Below are 26,877 nucleotides of genomic sequence, written 5' to 3'. Positions count from 1 at the left end.
GATGCTCGCCCGCGCGGCGCGCCTCGGCGCGAGCCGCTTCACGATCGCGCTGTTCGGCGCCTTCAGCGCCGGCAAGTCCTCGCTCGCCAACGCCTTGATCGGCGAGCGCGCGCTGCCGGTATCGCCGAATCCGACGACGGCGGCGATCAACCGCATCCTCGCTCCGACGCCGGAGCAGCCGCATGGCACGGCCCGCGTTTCGATGAAGTCGCGGGATGATCTGCTCGACGATCTGCGCTACTCGCTGTCGCTGCTCGGCGAAGACGCTTCCGCCGCCGGCGAAGAGGAGCTGCTGCGCCGGATGGGAGCCTTGCAGCCCGACGGCGTCCACGCCGCCGGACGGCCGCATTACAGCTTTCTCAAAGCGGCGCTTGCCGGCTGGCCGGAGCTCTCGCCGCTGCTCGGACAGGAGCTGCGCGTCGGCGAGGAAGAATACAGGCGCTACGTAGCGGAAGAAAGCCGCTCCTGCTTCGTCCGCGAAATCGAGCTGTATTACAGCTCGCCGCTGACCGACCAGGGCATCGTGCTCGTGGACACCCCGGGGGCCGATTCCGTCAACGCCCGCCATACGGGAGTAGCGTTCAACTACATCAAAAATGCCGACGCGATCCTGTTCGTCACCTATTACAATCATGCCTTCTCGCAAGCCGACCGGCAGTTCCTGATGCAGCTGGGCAGGGTGAAGGACCAGTTCGAGCTCGACAAAATGTTCTTCCTCGTCAACGCGGCCGATCTGGCTTCCTCGGAAGGGGAGCTGAAGGACGTGCTCGGCCATGTGGAGAGCAATCTGCTGCAGCATGGCATCCGGTTCCCGCGGCTGTATCCGGTCTCGAGCCTGCTCGGCTTGCAGGGCAAGCAGTCCGGGGACAACGAGAAGCTGGAGCAATCCGGCCTTCCGGCCTTCGAGCGCAGCTTCCTCTCCTTCACGCGCGACGAGCTCGGCTCGCTGGCCGTGCAGGCGGCGGACATGGAGATCAGCCGCTCCGTCTCCGTCATCGACAGCTGGCTCGCCGCTGCCGAAGGCGATGCAGGCAGCCGGGCTGCGGAGCTCCGGCGGCTTCAGGAGCTTGCAGCCGAAGCTCGGCAGCTGCCGAACGAAGCCCGCGAGAACGTGCCGGCCGCAGAGCTGGACAAGGAGCTGCAGGAGCTGTTCTATTACATCCAGCAGCGGATTCAGTACGGTTTCGGCGAGTTTTACCAATACGCCTTCAATCCTGCGAGCCTGCAGGACGACGGACGGGATTTGCGGCGCGCGGTATGGACCTCGTGGCTGGAGCTGCAGCGCATGCTGCAGATGGAGCTCTCCCAAGAGCTGCTGGCGACGACGCTTCGGCTGGAGAGCGCCGGCAACGCGCTCATCCGCAAGCGCTACGAGGAGAGCGCCGCGAAGCTCAAGGACCGTCTTCCCGGCTTCATGCCGGAACCGTTCGAAAGCATCGCCTTCCCGTCTCCGCCGGAGCCTTCCCCGTGGAAATGCGATTCCGTGGAGGCCAAATGGCTGTATGGAATGTTCCGCAACCCGCGGAGCTTCTTTGAGGGAGAAGGCAAGAAGAAGCTGCGCGACGAGCTGGAGGCGAAGCTTGGAGCATCCATCCGCGAATGGATGGATGCCGCCGGCCAAGACTGGAAGGCGGCCTATGCCTCCCGGCTTGCAACCGGCCTTGAAGAGGTCATGTCGGCTTTGTCGGAAGCCTTTATCCGATATTCCGACGGAACAAGGCTGTCGCTCCAGGACAACAGCGGCCTCGAATCGCTGCGCGAGATGCGCGGCGGATTGGATCGTCTGCAAGCTGCGATATGACCGCCATCTTTTTTCCAGCACGGCCTCCATGTGGAGGCCGTGCTTTTCTTTTCTTCCTTAGAGCAGCGCATCCAGGGCCGTTCTTCTTTTTGTTCCGCAGAGCAGCCCGTCCATGCCAGGCGGACGATACTCTATCGCCAAAGCCGTGAAACCCGGCTGAATCCGGCCTTCTATCACCCTCCGATTTATTCCGCTGCATGCATTCCGGTAAAGAACAAATTAATCCGTTTTCAACAAAAAGACTCTCTATAAGCTTATTTTGGAGCAAATGTGTCCTACGAGTGACAATAACGTGATTATTCGGAGAATACCCCCTCTCCCGCTTCCCTCACTATCGCTGAACGGGGCAGAGGTGGATATTCGGCTTCTGAAGGCGTTTGCCGGAGGAGAGCGATGCTGATAACATTCATCCATATTGCAAGGATTTCCATCACCAAACCTAACAAATGGGGGAGACATCAACTTGGAGGTTTTCAAGAATCTCAAGCCGTTTTACTGGGTCGAGCGAAAGTTCATCTTCGCCTCGATCCTGTGCCTGGCCTGCGCGACGGCGCTCGGCCTGGTATATCCGAACCTGCTTCGGTACCTGATCGACGACGTCATCCAGACGAAGAATTGGGGAGTCGTGCCTGCGCTGTCCCTGACCGTCGTCGGCGTCGTGTCGCTGAAGGGATGCCTCAACTTTCTGAGCGGCTTTTTCGGCGGCAGGCTCGGCAACCGCGTCGCTTACCGGATGCGGAACGCTTCCTACGCCAAGCTTCAGGAGCTCAGCTTTCCTTATTACGACACGGCCAAAACCGGGGATCTGATGTCCCGCCTGACCGCGGACCTGGAGGCGATCCGCCAGTTCGTCGGCTTCGGCTTCGCCCAGATTCTGAATACGGTGCTCATGATCCTGTATCACCGGCGTCCGCACGGTCAAATCCTTCGCCAGGGAATCGCATGAGGTGGAGAAATTCTCGGTGCGCAGCACCGCCTATCAGAACAACCAGGTCGGAGCCGCGACCATCTGGGCGCGCTTTTTCCCGCTCATGGAGCTGCTGGCCAATATCGGCGTCGTCATCCTGCTCGTAGCCGGGGGGCTGCGGGTCATCGACGGGCCTCTGACGCTTGGGGAGCTTGTCGCCTTCTTCAGCATGATCTGGTACATCATCGGTCCGATGTGGAACATCGGCTTCCTCATCAACAACTACACGCAGTCCAAGGCTTCCGGGGAGCGCGTGCTTGAACTTCTCCATTCCTACGTCCATGTGAAAAGCGTCGAGGACGCGGTCGTCCTCGACAAGGATACGATCAAAGGCCATGTCCGGTTTGAAAACGTCACCTTCTCTTATGCGGACAAGGAGCCTGCCCTGCGGGACATCAGCTTCGACGCCCCTCCGGGCAAGGTGATCGGCCTGCTGGGCGGCACAGGCTCCGGCAAGAGCACGATCATCCAGCTGCTGATGCATGCCTACAACGTCAAGCAGGGCCGCATCACGGTCGACGGCTTCGATATCCGCAACGTCGACGTCCAGAGCCTGCGCAGCCAGATCGCGACCGTCTTCCAGGAAACCTTCCTGTTCTCGGCCTCGATCCGCGACAACATCGCTTATGCCAACAAGGACGCTACGATGGAGGAGATCGAACGCGCGGCCAAGCTGTCCAAAGCCCATGAATTCATCATGGAGCTGCCGCTCGGCTACGACACGCTCGTCGGCGAGCGCGGCATGGGCCTCTCGGGCGGCCAGAAGCAGCGGATCGCGATTGCCCGGGCCTTGATCCGCAATCCGCATATCCTCGTGCTCGACGACGCTACGAGCGCGGTCGACATGGAAACCGAGCATGAGATCCAGGCCGGCTTCAAGGAACTGATGCGGGGCCGGACGACGTTCATCATCGCCCACCGCATCAGCTCGCTCAAGGACGCCGACGAAATTCTCGTCCTGGACGGAGGCCGGATCACCCAGCGCGGCACCCATCAGCAGCTGATCCGCCAGCAAGGTCCTTACCGCGACGTCTACAACATCCAGTACGCCGACCGTCCGCAAAGCGGCGAAGACGAGCCGGCCGTGAAGGGAGGAACGGCATAATGGCAAGCAAGAAGAAGGACATCCTTGCGGAAACCGGCCAGGCGGGAAGCCTGGACGGACAAATGCAGGCCGCGGCGGAATCCCAGCGCCAGCGGTTCAAGTACCAGGATGACGACATCATCGAGAAGCCGTTCAACTGGAAGCAGATCGGACGCCTGTTCGGCTACATGAAGCCGTATTACCGCCAGCTCATCCCGATGGTGTTCATGATGCTGCTCGGCACGTTCACGCGCCTGGCCGCTCCGGCCGTCATCATCCTGGCCATCGACGACGCCATCGGCAAAAACGACAAGAGCATGCTGCTCATGTACGGCGGCGTCATGCTGGCTCTCTACATCATCCAATGGATTGCGAACGCGATCCGGATCAAGTATACGAACATTATCGGACAGAAGGTCATCTTCGACCTGCGGCAGCAGCTGTTCGAGCATATCCAGAAGCTCAGCTTCCGCTTCTTCGACAAGCGCCCGGCCGGCTCCGTGCTCGTGCGCGTCACCAACGACGTCAACTCGCTGCAGGACCTGTTCACGAGCGGAGTCGTCAACCTGCTCATGGACTGCATCCAGCTCGTCGGCATCGTGGCGATCCTGCTCCTCTGGAACTTCAAGCTCGGCCTCGCCGTCATGATCACGGTTCCGCTCATGTTCGTCGTCTCGACGGCTCTGCGCAAGCGGATCCGCTTCGCCTGGCAGGACGTCCGGATCAAGCAGTCCCGCCTCAATTCCCATCTCAACGAAGCGATCCAGGGAATGAAGGTGACGCAGGCTTACGTCCAGGAGAAAGAAAACTACAAGTTCTTCGACAATATGAACACGGTCAACCTGAACAGCTGGAACCGCGCATCGGCGCTCAACCAGACGTTCGGTCCGGTCATCGAAATCACCTCGGCGATCGGCACGCTGATTCTGTTCTGGTACGGCTCCCATCTCATCCAGGTCGGAGCGATCACGATCGGCGTGCTCGTCGGCTTCGCCAACTACGTGGGCAACTTCTGGGATCCCATCAACCGGCTTGGCCAGATGTACTCCCAGCTGCTCGTCGCGATGGCGAGCTCGGAGCGGATCTTCGAGTTCATCGACGAGGATCCGACCGTCAAGGAAAGCGGCCGCGCCCGCCTGCTGACCGGCATCAAGGGCGATGTCAGCTTCGAGAATATTGTCTTTGAATATGAAAAGGGCCGCCCGGCCTTGAAAGGCATCTCGCTGGAGGCTCGCGCGGGCCAGTCGATCGCCCTCGTCGGGCATACGGGCTCAGGCAAAAGCACGATCATCAATCTGCTCTGCCGATTCTACGATCCGGTGGAAGGCAGGGTGACGATCGACGGCACCGACATCCGCGACGTCACCCTCGAAAGCTTGCGCACGCAGGTCGGCATCGTGCTTCAGGACACGTTCATCTTCTCCGGCACGATCCGCGACAACATCCGCTTCGGGCGGCTGAACGCGACCGACGAGGAGGTGGAGATGGCGGCGCGCGCCGTGCATGCCCATGATTTCATCGCCAGCCTTCCCGACGGCTACGACACCGAGGTCCAGGAGCGCGGCAGCGTGCTGTCGATGGGCCAGCGGCAGCTGCTCAGCTTCGCCCGGGCGCTGCTCGCCGATCCGGCGATTCTCATCCTCGACGAGGCGACGGCGAGCATCGACACCGAGACGGAGCTCAAAATTCAAGAAGCGCTCAAGACGCTGCTGGCCGGCCGCACGAGCTTCATCATCGCTCACCGTCTCTCTACGATCCGCCACTGCGACAATATCATCGTGCTGGATCACGGGCGCATCGTCGAGCAGGGCGACCATGCCCAGCTGATGCTGCACGGAGGCGTGTACCGCGGGCTCATCGATGCCCAGTACCGGTTCCTCTCCGCCTAGGCGAGCGGCTGGAGGAGAGGCGCCAAGGCTGCTTCCAAGCCGTAGGCTTCAGGATAGATCCCTTCCCTCCGCTAAGCCGCATAGGCAGGAATAAAGCTCGTTTCAAGCCTTGATCCGCTCATGAAAAGCGGGACATGCACCGATAAGGTCCGTTCCGAGCCTTACTTACGAAGCGGCACGTTTGCCCATCAGGCTCATTCGTTCCGAGCCTGCTCCTTATTTTTCCAGGCTGAGCTTTGGGGACGGAATGATCATTTGCGATTCACCTGCCGAATGCGGCAGCGAACGATTAGAAAAGACCCGGGATCGGCAGAGCGCGCTCTGCCGATCCCGGGTCTTCCCTTTTTTTCTCGTTCAAACAATGACGGCTTCCTGATGCGGAACAGCTGCCTTATACTCTTGGCTGAATCGTTTCGCGTGCATCGCAGCTTCAGGCACCGATTCATCGTTCCCTAGGCGACCAAGAGCTCATCCGCATAGGTTTCTCCATAAGGCAAGCTTGATTTTTCGATAGACAGCATCCACAATAAGATGACATTCGTCTCGGTATACATTGCCATGGAGGCAGATGCCATCAACGCCATTATATAGGGGGTATCATCATGTCCTACGGTTCTCCGCTCTCTTCGCGGGCCCGCAAAATGCTTCTGCTCGGTTCAGGCGAGCTCGGCAAGGAAGTGATTATCGAAGCGCAGCGTCTGGGAGTCGAGACGGTCGCCGTCGACCGGTATGCAGACGCTCCCGCCATGGGCGTCGCCCATCGCTCCCATGTCATCGATATGCTGGATCCGGAGCAGCTCCGGAATCTGATCAAGCTGGAGAAGCCCGGCCTCATCGTTCCGGAAATCGAAGCGATCGCCACCTCCACTCTCGTAGAGCTGGAGCAGGAGGGCTTCAAGGTCGTTCCGACGGCAAGAGCCGCCAGGCTGACGATGGACCGGGAGGGCATCCGCAGGCTCGCGGCCGAGACGCTGCGCCTGCCGACAGCGCCGTACCGGTTCGCCGACTCCTACGAGGAGATGCGCGACGCCGTGCTGGAGCTCGGACTGCCATGCGTCATCAAGCCGATCATGAGCTCGTCGGGCAAAGGCCAGAGCGTCTGCCGCTCCGAAGCGGAGATCGCCAGCTGCTGGAATTACGCCATGGAAGGCGGACGCGCCAAGAAGAAACGCGTTATCGTCGAAGGCTTCGTCCATTTCCAATCCGAAATCACGCTGCTCACGGTCCGTTCCGTATCGGGCACGGTCTTCTGCGAGCCGATCGGCCATGTGCAGAAGGACGGCGATTATATCGAATCGTGGCAGCCTCACGGCATGAGCGCCGCCCAGCTGGAGCAGTCGGAGCATATCGCCAGGCAGATCACGGACGCTCTCGGCGGCTGGGGCTTGTACGGAGTCGAGCTGTTCCTGACGGAAGAGGGCGTCCTGTTCAGCGAAGTGTCGCCGCGGCCGCATGATACGGGCATGGTCACGATGGCCACCCAGGACCTGTCCGAATTCGCGCTGCATGTGAGGGCGATTCTCGGCTTCCCGGTTCCTTCTGTCCGTCTGCTGTCCCCTGGAGCGAGCCATACGCTCAAGGCGACCCGGGACCACCGCGATTTCACGATCGAAGGCCTGGAGGACGCGCTTGCGGTTCCATCGACTCAAGTTCGGGTGTTCGGCAAGCCCGACACGAGAAAGGGCCGCCGCATGGCGGTAGCGCTCAGCACCGCCTCGAATGCCGAGGAAGCGAGAGCTCTCGCCAGATCCGCCGCCGAAGCTTTATCCGTCCGCTACAACGATTGATTTGCCGGCGTCGCCGGCAGCTCGGCGCATGCACAGCCGTTCCGGTTCTCCTGCTTCAAGGAGAATCCCGGAGCGGTTTTTTCATGTCGCTCCCGATGCGGGACCGGAGGGTGTCAAAAGCCGGAAATCATTGTGCTGGCTTTATTTGCAAATTCTTGTCGAAAGCCTTATTTTTAAGTACAAAGCGTCGTAAATTAAAAAACGGTAAATGAGTCAAGGGGGAAAAGAGAATGGATTCCAGCCGGTTATGGCGGATTCTTGGCACCGGCTCGCTTGCAGCCACGCTGCTGCTCGGCGGAGGCTTTGTTTATGCCGTTCAGGACATGCTCGGCAGCGGAAGCGGGCTGACAGCTCCGGCAAAAAAGCCCGTCCTCGCGGAGACGGGCGGTTCCTTCGCGGCGGCTTCAACCATTTATGTGACCGCGCTGGGGGATTCCTTGACGAAAGGCGTCGGGGACAACACCGGCGAAGGGTATGTGAAGCAGGTGATCAAAGGCCTCGGCCAGGCGACAGGAAAACCGGTTCAGCAAATCAACAACTTGGCTGTCGCCGGCCTGACGGCCAGCGAGCTGGACGAAATGCTGGAAAAGGACCAGGGGATGGCCTACCCGATCCGGCAGGCGAACCTGATTTTGCTCACGATCGGAGGCAACGACTTGTTCCGGACTGCATTGTCGCAAGCGGAGGAAGGCAATGCATCCGATATTTCGGTGGAAAGCGTCGCGTCGCGCATTCCGGAAGCCATTGCATCGTTCAAGAGCGTGATCGGCCGGATCCGCGCCATCAATCCGGACGCGACCATCGCTTATGCCGGCCTATATAATCCATTCTACGACATTCCCGAATTGAAAGAAGGAATCGTTCCCGTACAGAAATGGAACGACGAGGCTTTCGCCGTCCTGAGCAAGGACCCGCATGCGGTTCTCGTTCCGGTGCTGGATCTGTTCCAGCTGCATGGCTCCGGCTATTTGTCCTCCGACCATTTTCATCCCAATCACGAAGGCTATGAGAGAATCTCGGACCGCATCATCCAGTCGCTGAGCTGAATGAAGAGAATCGCCGGATGATTCGGAAACAGGGAACGGACCCAGATATAGAGGATCAGGACAGGAGGCGGCCATCGTGACGATAGAGTACAAAATCAGGAAGCTTGATCAGGAAAAGGAGGTTCTGCCGCAGAAGCTGGAGCTGGAGCCGGAACCGGACGGAAGGGACAAGCGCCTGTCCGAAGCGGCGACCGTGCTGTCCGTGCGCGGACTGAAGAAGAAAATCCGGGGAACATGGATTATCCATCAAGTGGATTTCGACGTGAAGGCCGGCGAGATTTTCGGATTTCTCGGGCCGAACGGCTCCGGCAAGACGACGACGATCCGCATGCTCGTCGATCTCATCAAGCCGACGGAAGGGGAAGTGCTGATCGGAGGGCACAGCGTGCAGCGGAATCCCGAGCGGGCGCTCGCCGAGGTCGGCTCCATCGTCGAAAATCCGGAGATGTATCCGTTCATGAGCGGATGGGAGAATTTGGAGCATTTTGCCCGCATGCAGAGAGGGATCGACAAAAACCGCATTCGCGAGGTGGCGGAGATCGTCCGGCTCGACGACCGCATCCATGACAAGGTCAAAACCTACTCGCTCGGCATGCGCCAAAGGCTCGGCATCGCGCAGGCGCTGCTGGGGCGTCCCAAGCTTCTCATTCTCGACGAGCCTACGAACGGCTTGGATCCGAAGGGAATCAAGGAGCTGCGCGAATTCATCCGGATGCTGGCGGACAGCGGCATCAGCCTGTTCATCTCCAGCCATCTGCTGAGCGAGATCCAGCTGATGTGCGACCGGGTCGCGATCATCGCCGGCGGGCGCGTGCTGTCGGTTGGACGAGTGGACGAGCTGGTGGCGCAAGCCGGCTCCTATGTGCTGTGGAAGACCGACCGGCCTGCGGAGGCGGAGAGCCTCCTGCTCCAGGAGCCGCAGCTGCGTATTCTGAGGGAAGGCGAATACCGGATGGACGAGAGCGCGCTCGCTCATCTGGAGGGAGCTGTCGTCACGACCGTCCCCGAGGCTGTGCTGCCCGGACTTGTCGCCCGCCTCGCGGGAGCGGGCATCGCCATCCATGCGGTGCAGCGCGTCGCGCCAACGCTCGAAGAGATGTTCCTGACGCTGACGGAGGAGAATGAATCGTGAGAGACCTGCTGCCGCTGATCCAGAATGAAACCTTGAAAATTTGGAAAAAGAAACGGTTCTATGTTATCCTTCTTATTCTACTGGTGCTGATTCCGATCTTTACTTATGCGCAGATGAGGGTGTCGCAGACCAACGCCGTCCACTTCAAGGATTGGCGCAACCAGATCCAGCAGCAGATTACGGATCTGCAGAATACGCTGGCCAGCGACAGGGTGCCCGAGGAGTGGAAGAAATACGACCGCATCGAGATTCTCCGCCTGCAGTATTATCTCGATCACGACGTGAATCCAAGCAGTCCGGACGCCGTTTCGTTCACCAGGCAGTTCATGGCGAGCTCCGTCTCGCTCTTCTTCCCTCTAATGATTTTGGCGATCGCCTCCGATCTAGTATCGGGAGAGCGCTCGAGCGGCACGATCAAGATGCTGCTGACGCGGCCGGTGAAGCGCTGGAAGATCCTCATGAGCAAGCTTGTCGCCCTGACGCTGTACGTATCGCTCGCGATCGTAGCGACAGGGGCGGTCTCCTACCTCATATCGGGCGCCGTATTCGGCTACGGAGGCTGGACGATGCCGGTGTTCACGGGCTTCGGCGTCCAGGGCGGCACGATCGACGCCAGCGGCGTGCATGCGGTGCCGCAGTGGCTGTACCTGTTCATGCAGAGCGGGCTGATCTGGGTGTCCTGCATGACCGTCGCCGTCTTGTCGCTCATGGTTTCCGTGCTGCTGAGAAGCACCGCTGCCAGCATCGTGACGATGATGGCAGCCGTCATTTCCGGCACGATCCTTTCCGGCATGACATCCTCCTGGGAGAGCGCGAAATATTTGTTTTCGGTGAACATCGACCTGACCGATTACCTCGAAGGGGTGCCGGCGCCGATCGACGGCATGAATCTCGTTTTTTCGCTAGGCGTGCTCGCGGCATGGTCCGCGGCGGCTTTGGCCGTATCTTTCGGCATCTTTACGAAACAGGACATCTTGAATTAAAATAGCTAAGATTCTCGGAAGCGCATCGATTCCCGCCCGGCGGGACGCTCCGGGCACAGGCTTCACAACGAAAAGGGGGACGCGTATGGCCGAACAACTGGACCTCTACGCAACCGAAGCGGCGAATACGGCGACAGGCAGCCCTTCCTATGGCGCGGACGACATTCAGATCCTGGAGGGGCTGACCGCGGTGCGCAAGCGCCCCGGCATGTACATCGGCAGCACGACCAATTCAGGTCTGCATCATCTCGTCTGGGAGATCGTGGACAACGCCGTCGACGAGCATTTGGCCAAATACTGCACGGATATCAACGTCACGCTGCACAAGAACGGCTCGGTGACGGTTCACGATAACGGCCGGGGAATTCCGACCGGCATGCACAAGACGGGCATTCCTACGCCTCAGGTCGTCTTTACGATCCTCCACGCCGGAGGCAAGTTCGGCGGCGGCGGCTACAAGAAGTCAGGCGGCCTTCACGGCGTCGGAGCCTCGGTTACGAACGCGCTTTCGGAATGGCTCGAGGTGGAGATCTTCCGCGACGGCAAGATACATAAACAGCGCTTCGAGTACTGGGTGGACAAGGACGGCAAGGAGCATGTCGGCGAGCCGGTCACGGGTCTCGAGGTGACGGGGACGACGCGCCAGACGGGCACGAAGGTCACGTTCAAGCCGGATTCCCGAGTGTTTCACGGCCATACGTCGCTGAGCTTCGACACCCTTTCGGACCGGCTGCAGGAGATCGCATTCCTCAACTCCGGCCTCAAGGTCGTGCTCAAGGACGAGCGCACGGGCAGCGAGAACGTCTTCCACTACGAAGGCGGCGCCAAGCAGTTCGTCGAGTTCCTGAACGAGGAGAAGTCGGTGCTTCACGAAACGGTGCATTTCAGCGCGGAGAAGGACGACATCGAGGTCGAAGTCGCGCTGCAGTACAACGACGGCTACACGGAGACGATCGTCAGCTTCGTGAACTCGATCCCTACCCGCGGCGGCGGCACGCACGAGACCGGCTTCAAGACCGCGTATACCCGCGTCTTGAACGATTATGCCCGGCGCACGGCGATGATCAAGGAGAAGGACAAGAATCTCGAGGGCGGCGACCTGCGCGAAGGCATGATGGCCGTCATCAACATCAAGATGTCCGAGGTCGAGTTCGTCGGCCAGACGAAGGACCAGCTCGGCAGCTCCTCCGCGAGAAGCGCCGTCGACGCGGTCGTCGCGGACAAGATGGCTGTCTTCCTGGAGGAGAACCCGCAGGTCGGCCAGATGCTCCTGAAAAAGGCGATCCAGGCTTCGAAGGCCCGCGAGGCGGCGCGCAAGGCGAGGGACGAGATCCGCAGCGGCAAGAAGCGCAGCGAAAGCTCCAACCTCGGCGGCAAGCTGACGCCGGCCCAGTCCAAGGATTCCACGCGCAACGAGCTGTTCATCGTCGAGGGCGATTCCGCCGGCGGCTCGGCCAAGCAGGGACGCGATTCCAAGATCCAGGCGATTCTGCCGCTCAAGGGCAAGCCGATGAATCCGGAGAAGGCCCGCCTGGCCGACATCCTCAAGAACGACGAGTACAAGGCGATCATCGCGGCGATCGGCGCAGGGGTCGGACCTGAGTTCGAAGCATCCGAATGCAATTACAGCAAAATCATCATCATGACGGATGCCGACACTGACGGCGCCCACATCCAGGTGCTGCTGCTGACGTTCTTCTACCGCTACATGAAGCCGCTCATCGACGCCGGCAAGATCTACATCGCGCAGCCGCCGCTCTACAAGATGAGCCGCAAATCCGGCAAGCTGGAGACGGTCCGGTACGCCTGGACCGACGAGCAGCTGCAGAATTACAGCAAGGAAATGGGCAAGAACTACGAGCTGCAGCGGTACAAGGGACTCGGCGAGATGAACCCCGACCAGCTGTGGGAAACGACGATGAACCCGGATTCGCGCACGCTGCTGCAGGTGCGGATCGAGGACGCGGCCAAGGCCGAAAGGCGCGTTTCGACGCTTATGGGCGACAAGGTCGACCCGCGCAAGCGCTGGATCATCGACAATGTGGACTTCAGGGAATACGAGGAATAGGGGGATACACCCATGAGCACGAGCGAGCAGTTTTTGCCGGCTTTCCTCGAGGAAGTCGTCGGCGACCGATTCGGTCGCTATTCCAAATATATTATCCAGGACCGCGCCATTCCGGATGTCAGGGACGGCCTGAAGCCGGTCCAGAGGCGCATCCTGTATGCGATGTACGATTCCGGCAATACGCCGGACAAGCCTTACCGCAAATCCGCCAAAACCGTCGGCGACGTGATGGGCAACTATCATCCGCATGGCGACTCCTCGATTTACGAGGGCATGGTGCGGATGGCACAGCCTTGGAAGATGGGGCATACGCTCGTCGACGGCCACGGCAACTGGGGCTCGATCGACGACGATCCCGCGGCGGCGATGCGTTATACGGAAGCGCGCCTGTCGAACATCGCGATGGAGCTGCTGCGCGATATCGAGAAGCGCACCGTCCTCTTCAAGGACAACTTCGACAATACCGCCAAGGAGCCGGTCGTGCTTCCCGCCCGCTACCCGAATCTGCTGGTCAATGGAGTCAGCGGGATCAGCTCGGGCTTTGCGACGGAAATTCCGCCTCATAACCTCCGCGAGGTGATCGATGCCTGCATCGCGCTCATGCTGGACGGCAGCCTTGAGGTCTCCGACCTGATGGGCATCATGAAAGGGCCGGATTTCCCGACAGGCGGCATCATCATGGGCGAGGACGGCATCCGCGAGGCGTATACGAACGGCAAGGGCCGCATCCATCTGCGCTCCCGCACCGAAGTGGAGGAGCTGCGGGGCGGCAAGAAGCAGATCGTCGTCACGGAAATTCCTTACCAGGTCGTCAAGTCGCGTCTTGTGACAGCGATGGAGAACATCCGCCTGGAGAAGAAGGTCGACGGCATCGCCGAGGTGCGGGACGAGAGCGGCCGCGAAGGCATGCGCATCGTCATCGAGCTGAAGAAAGACGCCGACGCCGAAGGCATCCTGGCTTATCTGCTCAAAAAGACCGACCTGCAGGTGACCTACAACTTCAACATGGTCGCGATCGTCAACAAGGCTCCGCGCCAAATGGGGATCAAGGAGATTCTGTCGGCCTATATCAGCCACCAGAAGGAAGTCGTCACTTTCCGGACGCGCTTCGAGCTGGAGAAGGCGGAAGACCGCGCCCATGTGCTGGAAGGGCTCGTCAAGGCGCTCAACATCCTCGACGAAGTCATCGCCAGCATCAAAGCTTCCAAAAACCGTTCGGATGCCCAGAACAACCTGATGCTGCAGTTCGGCTTCAGCGAGCGCCAGGCGGACGCGATCCTGACGCTCCAGCTGTACCGGCTGACGAATCTGGAGATTACTTCGCTGGAGAAGGAGCTGCGCGAGCTGGCCAAAAAGATCCAGTATCTTCGCTCCATTCTGGACAGCGAGCGCAAGCTGATCAAGGTCATTCAGGACGAGCTGACGGAGATCAGGGAGAAATACGGCATCGACCGCCGCTCGGAGCTGCGCGGCGAGGTGGAGGAGCTCAAGGTCGGACTTGAAGTGCTCGTGAGCGCGGAGGACGTGCTCGTGGCGATCAGCCGCGAGGGTTATGTGAAGCGCACCGGCATGCTCAGCTTCACCCGCTCCGGTGGCGAGATCGATGCCTCCGGCGTCAAGGACGGGGATTCCATCCGTTATCTGCTGGAGGCGAGCACGATCGACAGCCTGCTCGTCTTCACCCGCAAGGGAAGCTACTACATGCTTCCTGTCCATGCGATTCCGGAATTCAAATGGAAGGATGCGGGCACCGCGATCGTCAACGTCATCCCGATTCCGAAGGATGACGGCATCGTCGCCGTCATTCCGGTGAAGGACATCCAGAAGCCGGGCGAATCGCTGTTCTTCTTCACCCGCAAAGGACAGGTGAAGCGTACGGAGCTCAAGGAGTACGCGACCAACCGTTCCACGGCAGTCGCAGCGTGCAAGGTCGCGGACGGAGATGAAATCGTGGCCGTCATGCAATCGCGCGGCGCCAGCCATCTGCTGCTCGTGAGCAAGCTGGGCTCGGCCATCCGCTTCCCGGCGGAAGAGGTCAGTCCGATGGGACGCGTCTCCGGAGGCGTGCGCGGCATGCAGTTCAAGGAAGGCGACGAGCTGGCCGCGGCGCTTGAGGTGAGCCGGGAAGACGAAGGCGAGATTCTCGTCATCAGCGACCTCGGCTACGGCAAGCGCAGCCTGCTTGCCGACTACCCGGTGCAAGGGCGCGGAGGCAAGGGCGTGCAGTCGTTTGAATTCAAGGAAGGCAAGCGGGTCAAGCCCAACGGCAGCCGGCTTGCAGGCGCCTGGTACTGCCGTCAGCCTCGCGAGCTGAACGTGCAGCTCTCCAGCGGAAGCGTACAGCGCTTCCTGACGGAGAAGACGCCGATCGAGGACCGCAGATCGATCGGGCGGCAGCTCGCTCAGGTCGAGAAGAACGACTCCGTGCAGCAGCTGTATGCCCGTCCAGAGCTTGGACAAGGCTGATTCAGCCGCAGAAAATCAAGCAACAAACGAAGCCCGACCGGCTTAAGCAAGCCGGTCGGGCTTTTCGTATTCGAAAGCAGGCATCGCTCTTTTTGGATGAAAGCGCCGTCCCAGCTCTGCCAGTTCTGTCAGCTCTGCCAGCTCTGTCTGCGCTCAGTCGAACGGCCGGTCCTCGGAAGGCTCAAGTCGGTCGATAACCTGTAAAAGCGCATCCAGCAAAACCCACATCGGAACCGGCTCATCCGGCTTCTCCAGCCAGACCGAGTCTTTGATGATTCCGTATGCGCGTATTTTGCGGATCACGGATTCCTTATGCTCTTCCACGGTTACCACCCTTTCGCCTTCGCTCGAAGTTCTTCTCTGCAGTCTATGTCAAAGTGTGTCTAATGGTTCGGAATGGTATCGATTAAGGTCTGCAATTATTAATCCGATTAACCTTTCTTTCGACATTTTCAGATGGTATAATTTAGGATAGGAATCAGCAATAGGACTTGCCCGGGCTTCCTGCGGACGAGCCTGGCCAACTGAACAGATTGGGGTTGAAGTCGTTGTCGGTTATGATTACGGAGGATTTCGCCAAATTGTGGATGAAGCTTTCAAGGGAATGGAAAACCCATCTGGAAGACAGCCTGCTGCCGAACTTGACGGAAGGCCAGCTCAACGCGCTCGAGCTGCTGATCAAGCATCAGCCGATGAAGCCGTCCGAGCTGCTGCAGCATCTCCATACGACGCCGGCTGCCATCACGACGCTGCTCGACCGGATGGAGCGCGGCGGCCTGATCGAGCGTGGCCGGGATCTGGCCGACCGCCGGATCGTCTGGGTGACGGTTACCGAGCATGGGGAGAAGGAAGCCGCGCGCGGCATGGAAGTCAGGGAAGCCTTCATCCGCGGTGCTCTGGACCGGATCTCTTCCCACAACCAGCAGCTGCTGGTCTATCTGCTTGGCAAAGTAGCGAACGCCGGTTAAAGCCGGCGTTCGCTTTTCAATTCGGAAGCCTCGCTGCCTGCTTCAGGAAGATGATTTCGGCGGCAGCAGCTCGACCAGATACGGACGCGAGCCGTTCTCTGCTTTCATGGTGAAATAACCTTTGCCCGGCTCCAGCTTCACTTTCGTTCCATCCGGCTTGGTTCCATAAGCAGGCATGGCGAAGCGGACATCAAAGGATCCGAAAGCAAGCTTTCCCTTGAAGATCGTCAGATTGACGTTTGTAGATTTCACGGCGAGAGACGTCCAGCAGACGATCAAATCGCCGGAAGGTTCGTCGCCGCCGTTGTTTCCTTTCAAATGGACCGTCTGACCGATGACAATGGGATGGGGGGAAATGTCCATGAAAGGAAGCACCTTCAAAGCATTGAAGTCCTTGACGGCCGCAGAATCGTTCAGGACGAGGCTGTCCTTTCCTCCGGTCGCTCCGTATACGAGCTTGCTGCCGGAAGCGGCATACAGCGACGTGCCGTCCCCTTGGTTGAACGAGATGGTCATGCCGTGGAAAAACTGATCGTCGGGCACTTTGGCAACGGTCTCCCGGACTCCTTTTGCGGCGAATTTCTTCAGAATGCCGCAGACAGTGGCGATAGAGGCCTTATCGTTCGGGTTGGCTCCGTTGAGAGAGATGTAGACGGTATCGGCATCCTGCATGGAGACGGATTTGACCGTCTTGCTGGAGCAATCGGCCGCGAGCTCATCGACAGTACGCGGCTTCGGCAGGCTCTGCCGTTCCTTTTCGTAGGAAGGACGGAGGTAGGTAAGCCGTTCATAGTTGCCGTCCTTCCCGTCGAGAGAGCTGTCGTAAAAGAAGTCCAGCTGGCCGGCGCCCATATCGGCGGCCACCACCAGCCCGTCTCCCTTGGAAGGAATGCGGTAGGCATCTTCCAGGTCCTTGCCCGAAAGAAGCTTGTCGGCCAGCACCGTAACGGTATGATCCTTGAAATCGATCAAGGTCAGCAGTCCGGTCGACATTGGCCGAACAATCATATAATCCTGCCCGATGCCATGGAGGAAATAGCGGTCTTCTTTGCCGGCAAGCTCGGCCATGTCGTATGTCTTGGCGGGGAGAGCCTTTTCATCGTAAAAGGCAGCGGTTCGTCCGTCCGTCAAGATGGTATAGGAGGTCAAGCCGTCCGGACCTTCAATCTGTGTGAAGCTTGCATTGTGGTCCATGAGTCCTTCATAGCCTGCTTTGGTCTGGACGGCGATCTTGCCGTCATGGAGAAGGAGGCTGTAGACGTCATAGCGGCTGCGGTCGGCTCCATAACGGTCCACAACGGTAATGACGCTGCCGTTCAGAAAAAATCCATTCCCCTCGAGGGAAACGGTGCCTTGGAAATCAGCCTCGACGCGGCCGGCGAGCGCGGCTGGGGAGCTTTCATCCTTGGACAGGTACAGATCCCCGCTGTCGCGGCTCAGCCACATCCGGTCATTGGGGATAGAGCGCTTGATATACTCATCGTTTCCCTTCAAGTGCAAGGACCGGCTGGGAGCATCCCACCAGATTTTGCTGCCGACGGCTTCCGACAGGAAGCGAAGCGGCACATAGATCTGGCTGTCGACCATCCGCAGCGGCCCGCTCAAAGGAACGGATTGTCCGTTCACCGTTGCAGCGGCCGCGCCGTAGGTCATTTTGACCGTTCTCTTCGGGTACTGCAGCGTGAAGGTTTTGGACGGAGAGTCCCAGGATACGAGGCAGCCCAGCAGCTCCCCGGATAACCGGAGAGGGAGATAAGCCGTCCCATTGTCCAGAAAGGGAGCGGTATTCGTTTTGACTATCTGTTCATTTACAATCAGCTTGATCGGCGCCGGGTCCGGGGCAGAGCCGGCAGCGTCAGCAGGGGACGGAAGCAAAGCAAAGCCCAGCAATGAAGCGGTCAGCAGCAGGCGGCTTCGGAAGCGGAACGGCATGTTATCGGATCAACTCGCTCTCGTTGGAACAGAATGGAAACAATCTTATCCTCTTCGACGCTGTCAGCTCTAAAAAGTTGCATGGCTGCTCATGCCGGCTGCGTACAAGTCCGGCTGCGGAAAAGGATAGAAGCGTTCCGGAAACGAACAACAGCGGCAGCCTTGGAGAGCTTGCTCTCCTCAGGCTGCCGCTGTTGTTGTACTATCGTCTCCGTATTTAGCGGGGTTCTGCGTTTCCTGCTTCCGCTCCGAATTCCGTTTCCAGATGCCGGGCGGCTCCGTCGAGCAGGCTGTCCTCCCAAAGGTTCCAGGGAAAGGAGCTTGGCGGACGGGAGGCGAAGGACATCCACTCCTTGCTGACGGGATGCGGAATGCCTGCTTCCGCCGACCAGAGCGCGATGTCCGCATGGCCGCTTCTGGACTTGTCTCCGCGAGGGACGGGGGCTCCGTATTTCAGGTCGGCATGGAGCGGACAGCCGATGGCAGCCATCTGCACTCGGATCTGATGAGGCCGGCCGGTATGAAGGCGGACGGCCGCCAACGCCAAGCCATCCGCCTCGCCGAGCACGGCATAGGAAAGCTTGGCTTCCTTGGCGTCTCCCCGGGGCTTGTCATAAGCCGTGACGACGTTGCGCTTCGAGTCCTTGGCCAGATAATGCTTCAGCTGTCCCTTGGACTGTGGAGGCCTTCCGTTCAGAACGGCCAAATACGTCTTGCTGAAGGTTCTCGTCCGCACGGAATCGGACAGCCGCCCGGCAGCCTTGGACGTCTTGGCGAACAGCATGACGCCTCCTACCGGCCGGTCCAAGCGGTGGACGAGCCCGAGAAACACGTTGCCGGGCTTGTCATGCCGTATTTTCAAGTCCTGCTTGAGAAGCGTGAGCATATCCTCGTCGCCGCTCTCATCCGCCTGTGACGGAATGCCAGGCGGCTTCACGACCGCGAGCAGATGGTTGTCCTCGTAAAGCACGGGAATGCCCGTAGAGGCCGCCATGCTCTCAGGCCTCCCAGCGGCCCAGGATGCCGCATGGCAGCACGAGACCGGACGCGCTGATCGGAAGGCCGATCTCGCCGCAGTTGATGCTGCCGCCGAAGCGCTTGCCTGCGGTCATATGGAGCAGGTTGTGGAGCACCTGCGGCGACAAGCCCGTCGTATAGGAGTTGATCAGCAGGAAGAGCGGGTTGTCGGTCAGTATTTCCATGCAGGATTCCAGGAAGGGGAACAAGCTGGACTCCAGCTTCCACATTTCTCCGCCCGGACCTCGTCCGTAGGACGGAGGATCCATGATGATGGCATCGTATTTGCTGCCGCGGCGCTGCTCGCGCTGCACGAATTTGAACACATCATCCGTAATGTAGCGGATGGGCCGGTCGGCCAGGCCGGACAGCTGAGCATTTTCCTTGGCCCATTGGACCATGCCCTTGGCCGCGTCGACATGGCAGACGTCGGCTCCGGCCGCTCCGGCTGCAACGGTGGCTCCGCCGGTATACGCGAACAGATTGAGCACGCGGACAGGGCGCCCTGCGCCGCGGATCTTGTCCATCATCCAGCTCCAGTTGACCGCCTGCTCCGGAAACAGTCCCGTATGCTTGAAGTTGGTCGGCTTGATGTTGAACTTCAGTTCACCGTAGGATACGGTCCATTTGTCCGGAAGCTGCTTGCGGAAATCCCATTGCCCGCCGCCGGCCGAGCTGCGGTGGTAATGGCCGTCTGCGCTCGACCAGCTGCGGCGGTCGCCCCGGTAAGGCCATATGATTTGCGGATCCGGCCGGCGCAGGGTGACATCCCCCCAGCGCTCCAGCTTGTCTCCGTCGCCAGTATCGATAAGTTCGTAGTCTTTCCATTGGTCTGCAATGTACATAGTGGTCTGCTTGGCCCCTTTGCTTCAACAATCGTCCACTTATTATATCGGGTGGCCGTTGGGGAAGCAATGAAAGCGGCAAGGAGAGGGGACATTCGCAGGAACTTGAAACGAACAGGGAGATTCCCGGAAAACGAAGGTAAAAAAAGGATTCCGGCAGCGTGGCCGATCAGGGAAGCTTAAGAGGAATAGAGAATGCTCGAACCTTTTAGAAAAGCGAAGAGCAGGAAATGGCAAGGAGATCATGAAAGGAGGCAGGAAGGAGGGCGGGCAGGAAGGCTGGAGACGGAAAAGCGGGCAGGAACGCTTGCGGCGGAAAAGCGGGTGGAGGAGAAAAAAAGCGGGTGGATTCGCTTTGAAAAGCTTAAAAGGCGTCTGAGGCGGACCCCGGCAGGGAAGCCGAAGCGCCTGCCCCTCCCGCGGCATGAAGGCAGGCGCCTATTCGGCTTGCTTGAGCACATCCATCATCCGGTCAATGGAACGCTGACGCTTCTCGGCATCCATTCCGTTCAGAATTTTCAGAATTTCGAACGTTTCCGGAGCGACCTGGGCTTCGCTTTGATTTTGCTCTCCGCCGATCATATAATCCAGGGAGACTTCAAAAAACGCGGCAAGCTTGATCAAGGTTTCATAGACAGGCTGGCGGTTATTGATTTCATAATGACTGTAGGCGGAGCGGGTAATGCCGATCTTTTTCGATACCTCCTCCTGGGACATGTTCTTGTTAAGCCGGAGTTCACGCAATCGATCTCCCATCGTCAGGGTCATGTCGGGCTGCTCCTTACTTCGTTCTAAGCGGCAGTGCCTGTTGAAGATTGCGGGCATGCGGCGGCACGGCCTCAATCAAACTTTATGATACAATATGTATCATTGTCAAGCGAACGCAAGGAGATCCTGTCGGATAACGCGAATCGCAAACACTAATTCAACGGCTGGAACCTTTGCGGGCCACATCGGAGGGAGAGGGAAGGAATGATTCAAACAACGAAGCTGTGGATTGGCGGAAAATGGGTAGAAGGAAGCCGAACCGAGCCGCTTCAAGCGTCTTATGGAGGAGAGTGCCTGGCGGAAATCCGCTATGCTTCGAAGGAGCAGGCCGTGCAAGCCGTCATCGCCGCAAGAGACGCTTTCCGCGAATTCCGTGCCGTGCCCGCCCATCGCAGAAGCTCGATCCTGTATCAGGCTGCCGATCTGCTGGAGCGCCGCAGCGCCGAAGCGGCCGAGATCGCCGCCTTGGAAGCGGGCAAGCCGATCAAGGCTGCCCGGGCCGAGATCGCGCGTACGGTGCAGACCTATCTGTTTGCCGCGGAGGCGGCGAGAAACCTGAGGGGAGAGACGATTCCGATGGACGCGGCTCCCCGCGGCGAAGGACGAAGGGCGATGCTCGGGCGAGAGCCTGTCGGCGTCGTAAGCGCGATTACGCCGTTCAACTTCCCGTTCAATCTCGTCGCCCACAAGGTCGGTCCGGCCATCGCGGCGGGCAACTCGATCGTGCTCAAGCCCGCCGAGCAGACGCCTCTATCGGCGCTGTTCCTCGCCGAGCTGTTCGAGGAAGCCGGCCTGCCGGACGGCGTACTGAACATCATCCCCGGCAGCGGCAAGGAGCTCGGGGAGACGCTTTCCTCGCATCCCGATATCGCCTTTGTCACCTTCACCGGAAGTCCGGAGGTGGGCCGGCAGATCCGGGCGCAGGCGGGTCTGCGCAAGGTGACGCTGGAGCTCGGCAGCAATTCCCCGCTGCTGATCGACCGCGGATTTTCACCGGAGGAGCTTGCGGCCATCGCCGACGAGGCGGCGGCGGGAGCTTTCGCCTACAACGGACAGGTGTGCATATCGGTGCAGCGGGTACTCGTGCATGAAGAGCATTGCGAAGCCTTCACGGAGCTGCTCGCGGAGCGCGCGCGGAAGCTGACCGCCGGAGATCCGCTGGACGAGCGGACGGACATCACTCCGCTCATCAACGCGCGGGCCGCGGAACGCCTGAAGTCTTGGCTTGAGCGGGCCAAGGAAGGCGGTGCGCGCGTGCGCTGCGGCGGGCAGTTCGACGGCTCTCTGATGATGCCGGCCGTGCTAACCGACGTGCCGGAGAACGCGGAGCTCAGCTGCGAGGAGGCTTTCGGTCCCGTTGCGGTCGTATCGCCTTTCGGCAGCTGGGAGGAGGCGATCGCGGCGGCCAACCGATCGAGGTTCGGCCTGCAGGCAGGCGTATTCACGAAGCATATGGAGCATGCCCTGCAGGCGGCAGACCGTCTCCACTGCGGCGGCGTCATGATCAACGACGTCCCTACCTTCCGGCTCGACCATATGCCTTACGGAGGGGTCAAGGACAGCGGCAGCGGCCGGGAAGGAGTCCGGTACGCCATGGAGGAGATGACCGAGCCGAAGCTCGTCAGCTTCCGCAGCGGTTTCTTCAAGGGCTGACATGCAGTTCATGGAAGCCTTTACAGCATTTTCGGGGCGGCAGCGGCAGGGAAGAGCGGGCGGCGGCTGCACCGTTCGTCGCATTTTACGAAAGGTTGTCGACAAACATTGAATAAGCGCCGCGTTTTCTTTATAATAGAAGCACAAACGAAGCCGATCCTGTTCAATGACTCCAAGGAGCCGGGATCTTTCCCGGGCCTCCTTGACTTTCAACCTGCCATTGTCAGGCCGCCGGTTACCAAGCCGGCGGCTTTTTGCCGGGCTGATGCTTGCGAGGCGGCTTCATTGTTATCATCCGTACCAACCTTTTTCACTTAACGGAGGTAGTTGGCAAATGACCGACGAATCAAACACTAAACGGCAATGGAATGATTACTTCGGACCCAACCTGGGCTACGTCCAGGAACAGTACGAGCGCTACAGCAGCGATCCCGAATCGGTCGATCCCTCTTTCCGCGACCTGTTCGCGGAGCTGGGCGAACCGCCGGCGGACTTTGCTCCTGCAGCGGTTCACAGTGCTGCTCCGTCCGGCCAGGTTTCCGTCGACGTCTCGCTTCTGAAAAAGCTTGCCGCCGCGGAGAAGCTGGTAGGCAACATCCGCACCTACGGCCATCTGGCCGCAAACACCGATCCGCTCGGACTTCGCGCTTCCTCGGATACTCGCCTTGTCGAGCCCGCGACTTTCGATCTCACCGAGTCGGACCTCAGCCGGTTCCCGGCTTCCATCCTCTGGGATCATGCTCCAGCCAGCGTCACGAACGGCTGGCAGGCGATCCAGCAGCTTCGCAAGTCTTACACCCAATCCATCGGATTCGAATTCAGCCACGTCCATACCCAGACGGAACGGGACTGGCTCAGCGCCAAGGCTGAATCCGGCATTGCCAACTCCTCCCTGAACCCGGAAGAGCGGAAAGCTCTCCTTGACCTGCTTATTCATGTGGAACAATTCGAAGCGTATCTGCACCGCACGTTCGTCGGCCAGAAAAGGTTCTCCGTCGAAGGCGTCGACATGCTTATTCCGGTCATCGACGAAATCGTCCGCCAATCCGTTCGGAACGGAGCCGAGCATGTCCTGATGGGCATGGCGCACCGCGGCCGCCTGAACGTGCTTGCCCATGTCCTGCGCAAGCCGTACGCGAAGATCTTCTCGGAATTCCATCATGCGCCGAACAAGGAGCTCGTTCCTTCCGAAGGCTCGATGGGCATCAACTCCGGCTGGGCCGGCGACGTGAAATACCATCTTGGCGCGGACCGCTCCATCGAAACCGGCGCCCGCATCCTGCTCGCCAACAATCCGAGCCATCTGGAGTATGTCAACTCGGTGGTCGAGGGCTTCTCCCGCGCCGCTCAGGAGGACCGCAGCAAGGCGGGATATCCGGTACAGGAGCTCGACAAGTCCATCGCGATCCAGGTCCATGGCGACGCCGCATTCCCGGGAGAAGGCATTGTTGCGGAAACGCTTAACTTCACCGGTCTCGACGGCTACCGCAACGGCGGTTCCATCCATATCATCGCGAACAACCGCATCGGCTTCACGACCGACAGCAAGGATTCCCGCTCCACGCATTATGCGAGCGACCTCGCCAAAGGCTACGAAATTCCGATCGTGCATGTCAACGCGGACGATCCGGAAGCCTGCATCGCGGCCGTGCGCCTGGCTTGCGAGTACCGCAACAAGTTCAAGAAGGACTTCCTGATCGATCTTGTCGGCTACCGCCGCTACGGCCACAACGAAATGGACGATCCGGAAGGCACCCAGCCGCTCGTCTACGAGAAGGTGCGCAAGCACATGACGGTTGCGAGCCTGTACGCCGAGCGTCTCAAGGCGGAGGGAGCCCTCTCCGAGGACGAGATCAACAAGCTGATCCAGAATACGCTTCAGGAGCTTCAGGACGCCTACGACGTCATGAAGGAAAATGCGGCCAACGGCAAGCATGCCGACACGGGTCCGATTCCGGTTGCTCCGGAAAATACCGAGACGGCCGTTCCGCTCGACAAGCTGCGCGAGATCAACGCCGAGCTGCTTAAATATCCGGAGGGCTTCACCGTCTATCCGAAGCTCCAGCGCATCCTGCAGCGCCGCGGCTCTATGCTCGACCAAGGCGAAAAAGTCGACTGGGCGCTCGCCGAGACGCTGGCGTTCGCGACGATTCTTGCCGACGGCAAGCCGATCCGCATGAGCGGCCAGGATGTCGAGCGCGCGACGTTCTCGCACCGCCATATCGTCCTCAACGATCATAAGACGGGCGAGAAGTTCTCTCCGATGCACCGCTTCCCGCAGGCGAAGGCATCGTTCGCGATCCACAACAGCCCGCTGACCGAGGGCGCGGTGCTCGGGTTCGAGTACGGCTACAACGTCTTCTCGCCGGAGACGTTCACGATTTGGGAAGCCCAATACGGCGACTTCGCGAACTCCGCGCAAGTCATCTTCGACCAATTCATCTCGGCGGGGCGCACGAAATGGAAGCAGCGCTCCAGCCTCGTCATGCTGCTGCCCCACGGCTACGAAGGCCAAGGTCCGGAGCATTCCAGCGCCCGCCTCGAACGTTATCTGCAGTTGTGCGCAGAGAACAACTGGACGGTGGCGAACCTGTCCACGGCGGCCCAGTACTTCCATCTGCTCCGCCGCCAGGCTGCCTGGACCGAGCATGAGGGAGCTCGTCCGCTCGTCATGATGTCGCCGAAAAGCCTGATCCGCAATCCGCGCGTCCTATCGCCCGGCGAGGATCTTGCGAACGGCAGCTTCAAGCTCGTTCTGGAGCAGAATGGCCTTGGCGCGAAGCCGGCTGCGGTCCGGCGCCTGATTCTGTGCTCGGGCAAAGTCGCCGTCGATCTCGAGGAAGCTCTGGAATCGGCCGGCGATCAGGACTTGAGCTGGCTGCATATCGTGCGCGTGGAGCAGCTGTATCCGTTCCCGCAAAAGGAAATCGCCGAAATCATCGCCCGTTACGGCAAGCTGGAAGAAATCGTATGGGTACAGGAAGAGCCGAAAAACATGGGCGCCTGGACGTTCATGGAACCCCGCATCCGCGAAGTTGCGGGCGGCAAAGCGGTCCATTATATCGGACGCCCGGACCGTTCGAGCCCGGCAAGCGGCCACCAAGACGTTCACGCCGCCGAACAACAATCCATCATCTCGCTCTCGCTGCAGCAAAAAGCGTTGAACACGATTTTACTTGGGAGGTAGAAGCAAGTGTCTGATATCAAAGTGCCTGAATTAGGCGAATCCATCTCGGAAGCAACGATCACCAAATGGCTCAAGAAAGAAGGGGAAGCCGTAGCCCAAGGCGACCTTCTTCTGGAGCTTGAAACCGATAAGGTCAACCTGGAAATCAGCGCCGATTCCAGCGGCGTGCTGAGCAGCATCGTCAAAGGCGAGGGCGACACCGTCCTCGTCGGCGAGACGATCGGCGTCATCGGAGAGGGCGGCGCGGCCGCATCCGCACCGGCCGTCGCTCCTGCGCAGCCGGTCCAGACGGAAGCGCCGGTAGCGCCTGCATCCGCACCGGCACCGGCCGCAGCACCGGCTCCGGCGCCTGCGAACGCCAGCAGCGAAGGCTCCGCCATCGCCTCGCCATCCGCGCGCAAGCTTGCCCGCGAGCGCGGCATCGACCTGAACCAGGTCAAAGGCACGGACCCTAACGGCCGCATCTACAACCAGGACGTGGCGAACCACGGCTCCGCTCCTGCCGCTCCTGCGGCAGCGCCAGCCAAAGCCCCGGCCGCTCCAGCGAAGCCCAGCTTCACGGAGCAGCCAGGCAAGCCGGTCGAGCGTACGAAAATGTCCCGCCGCCGCCAGACGATCGCCAAGCGCCTGGTGGAAGCCCAGCATACGGCTGCCATGCTGACGACGTTCAACGAAGTCGACATGACGGCGATTCTGGACGTGCGCAAGCGCCGCAAGGACGCCTTCAAGGAGAAGAACGAAGTCGGCCTCGGCTTCATGTCCTTCTTCACGAAGGCTGTCGTCGGCGCGCTGAAGAAATACCCGCTGCTCAATGCGGAAATCGACGGCGACGATCTGATTCTCAAGAAATACTATGATATCGGCATCGCCGTCGCCGCTCCGGACGGCCTCGTCGTTCCGGTCGTGCGCGACGCCGACCGCCTCGGCTTCGCCGGCATCGAGAAATCGATCGCCGAGCTTGCAGGCAAAGCCCGCAAAAATACGCTGGCTCTCTCCGATCTTCAAGGAGGCACGTTCACGATCACGAACGGCGGCGTCTTCGGCTCCCTGCTGTCGACTCCGATCCTGAACGCTCCGCAGGTCGGCATCCTGGGCATGCACAAGATCCAGATCCGTCCTGTAGCCATCGACGAAGAGCGCATGGAGAACCGTCCGATGATGTACATCGCCCTGTCCTACGACCACCGTATCGTGGACGGCGCCGAAGCGGTCCGCTTCCTCGTGACCGTCAAGGAACTGCTGGAAGATCCGGAATCGCTCCTTCTCGAAGGCTGATACAGCTCA

At 60.0% G+C, this 26,877-nt stretch carries 17 protein-coding genes and 1 pseudogene; 13 read left to right on the top strand and 5 right to left on the bottom strand.

The window, feature by feature from the left end; genetic code table 11:
• From PHU01S_RS20815 to gyrA, 9 genes and pseudogenes are all read left to right on the top strand, one after another.
• Positions 1–1,801 (top strand): dynamin family protein (locus PHU01S_RS20815; protein WP_127509688.1); only part of this gene is annotated, 1,801 nt, incomplete at its 5' end.
• Between the two features lie 463 nt (positions 1,802–2,264).
• Positions 2,265–3,873: pseudogene (locus PHU01S_RS20810) on the top strand (ABC transporter ATP-binding protein).
• A 62-nt stretch (positions 3,874–3,935) separates the two neighbouring features.
• Positions 3,936–5,741 (top strand): ABC transporter ATP-binding protein, encoded by a 1,806-nt coding sequence (locus PHU01S_RS20805; protein ID WP_127509695.1) that lies wholly within the window; start codon positions 3,936–3,938, stop codon positions 5,739–5,741.
• 602 nt (positions 5,742–6,343) lie between these two features.
• Positions 6,344–7,528: a formate-dependent phosphoribosylglycinamide formyltransferase gene (gene purT, locus PHU01S_RS20800; protein WP_127509685.1), complete on the top strand. Its 1,185-nt coding sequence runs from the start codon at positions 6,344–6,346 to the stop codon at positions 7,526–7,528.
• Between the two features lie 230 nt (positions 7,529–7,758).
• Positions 7,759–8,574, top strand: coding sequence for a GDSL-type esterase/lipase family protein (locus tag PHU01S_RS20795; RefSeq protein WP_021881080.1), 816 nt, complete (start codon positions 7,759–7,761; stop codon positions 8,572–8,574).
• A 136-nt stretch (positions 8,575–8,710) separates the two neighbouring features.
• A complete protein-coding gene (locus PHU01S_RS20790; RefSeq protein ID WP_373864552.1) occupies positions 8,711–9,706 on the top strand; it encodes an ABC transporter ATP-binding protein in 996 nt (331 codons plus the stop codon).
• Complete coding sequence (locus PHU01S_RS20785; RefSeq protein WP_048744234.1) at positions 9,703–10,689, top strand: ABC transporter permease; 987 nt, start codon at positions 9,703–9,705, stop codon at positions 10,687–10,689. Before PHU01S_RS20790 ends, PHU01S_RS20785 begins: the two co-directional genes overlap by 4 nt.
• Positions 10,690–10,774: 85 nt before the next feature.
• Positions 10,775–12,757 (top strand): DNA topoisomerase IV subunit B, encoded by a 1,983-nt coding sequence (gene parE / locus PHU01S_RS20780; protein WP_048744236.1) that lies wholly within the window; start codon positions 10,775–10,777, stop codon positions 12,755–12,757.
• Between the two features lie 12 nt (positions 12,758–12,769).
• Positions 12,770–15,223, top strand: a complete 2,454-nt coding sequence (gene gyrA, locus PHU01S_RS20775; RefSeq protein WP_021879809.1) for a DNA gyrase subunit A — start codon at positions 12,770–12,772, stop codon at positions 15,221–15,223.
• Between the two features lie 153 nt (positions 15,224–15,376).
• On the opposite strand, the gene PHU01S_RS20770 is transcribed toward gyrA, so the two are convergent.
• Entirely contained in the window at positions 15,377–15,556 is a 180-nt protein-coding gene (locus tag PHU01S_RS20770) for a hypothetical protein (RefSeq protein WP_048744240.1), read from the bottom strand.
• Between the two features lie 224 nt (positions 15,557–15,780).
• Between PHU01S_RS20770 and PHU01S_RS20765 the strand changes: the two genes are divergently transcribed.
• Positions 15,781–16,191 (top strand): MarR family winged helix-turn-helix transcriptional regulator, encoded by a 411-nt coding sequence (locus tag PHU01S_RS20765; RefSeq protein ID WP_048744242.1) that lies wholly within the window; start codon positions 15,781–15,783, stop codon positions 16,189–16,191.
• A gap of 42 nt (positions 16,192–16,233) precedes the next feature.
• Here PHU01S_RS20765 and PHU01S_RS20760 read toward each other — a convergent pair whose 3' ends face one another.
• From PHU01S_RS20760 to PHU01S_RS20745, 4 genes are all read right to left on the bottom strand, one after another.
• A complete protein-coding gene (locus tag PHU01S_RS20760; protein WP_127509681.1) occupies positions 16,234–18,123 on the bottom strand; it encodes a copper amine oxidase N-terminal domain-containing protein in 1,890 nt (629 codons plus the stop codon).
• Positions 18,124–18,340: 217 nt separating this feature from the next.
• Positions 18,341–19,117, bottom strand: a complete 777-nt coding sequence (locus PHU01S_RS20755; protein ID WP_049867269.1) for an RluA family pseudouridine synthase — start codon at positions 19,115–19,117, stop codon at positions 18,341–18,343.
• Between the two features lie 4 nt (positions 19,118–19,121).
• Complete coding sequence (locus PHU01S_RS20750; RefSeq protein WP_021879804.1) at positions 19,122–19,985, bottom strand: class I SAM-dependent methyltransferase; 864 nt, start codon at positions 19,983–19,985, stop codon at positions 19,122–19,124.
• 438 nt (positions 19,986–20,423) lie between these two features.
• Positions 20,424–20,753, bottom strand: coding sequence for a helix-turn-helix domain-containing protein (locus PHU01S_RS20745; protein ID WP_048744245.1), 330 nt, complete (start codon positions 20,751–20,753; stop codon positions 20,424–20,426).
• 204 nt (positions 20,754–20,957) lie between these two features.
• Between PHU01S_RS20745 and PHU01S_RS20740 the strand changes: the two genes are divergently transcribed.
• The 3 genes from PHU01S_RS20740 to odhB all read left to right on the top strand — a co-directional run bounded on the left by PHU01S_RS20740 (position 20,958) and on the right by odhB (position 26,868).
• Positions 20,958–22,406, top strand: coding sequence for an aldehyde dehydrogenase family protein (locus PHU01S_RS20740; RefSeq protein WP_127509678.1), 1,449 nt, complete (start codon positions 20,958–20,960; stop codon positions 22,404–22,406).
• A gap of 334 nt (positions 22,407–22,740) precedes the next feature.
• Positions 22,741–25,593 carry a 2-oxoglutarate dehydrogenase E1 component gene (locus PHU01S_RS20735; RefSeq protein WP_048744247.1) on the top strand — a complete coding sequence of 951 codons (2,853 nt, stop codon included), beginning with the start codon at positions 22,741–22,743 and terminating at the stop codon, positions 25,591–25,593.
• 6 nt (positions 25,594–25,599) lie between these two features.
• On the top strand, positions 25,600–26,868 hold the full coding sequence (gene odhB, locus PHU01S_RS20730; protein WP_127509675.1) for a 2-oxoglutarate dehydrogenase complex dihydrolipoyllysine-residue succinyltransferase: 1,269 nt from the start codon (positions 25,600–25,602) through the stop codon (positions 26,866–26,868).
• Positions 26,869–26,877 lie beyond the last annotated feature (9 nt).

The sequence above is a fragment of the Paenibacillus humicus NBRC 102415 genome, from assembly GCF_004000905.1.
GTDB lineage: Bacteria > Bacillota > Bacilli > Paenibacillales > Paenibacillaceae > Paenibacillus_O > Paenibacillus_O humicus.
Note: the sequence above shows the minus strand (reverse complement) of the source record. Positions and strands in the feature narration are given on the sequence as shown.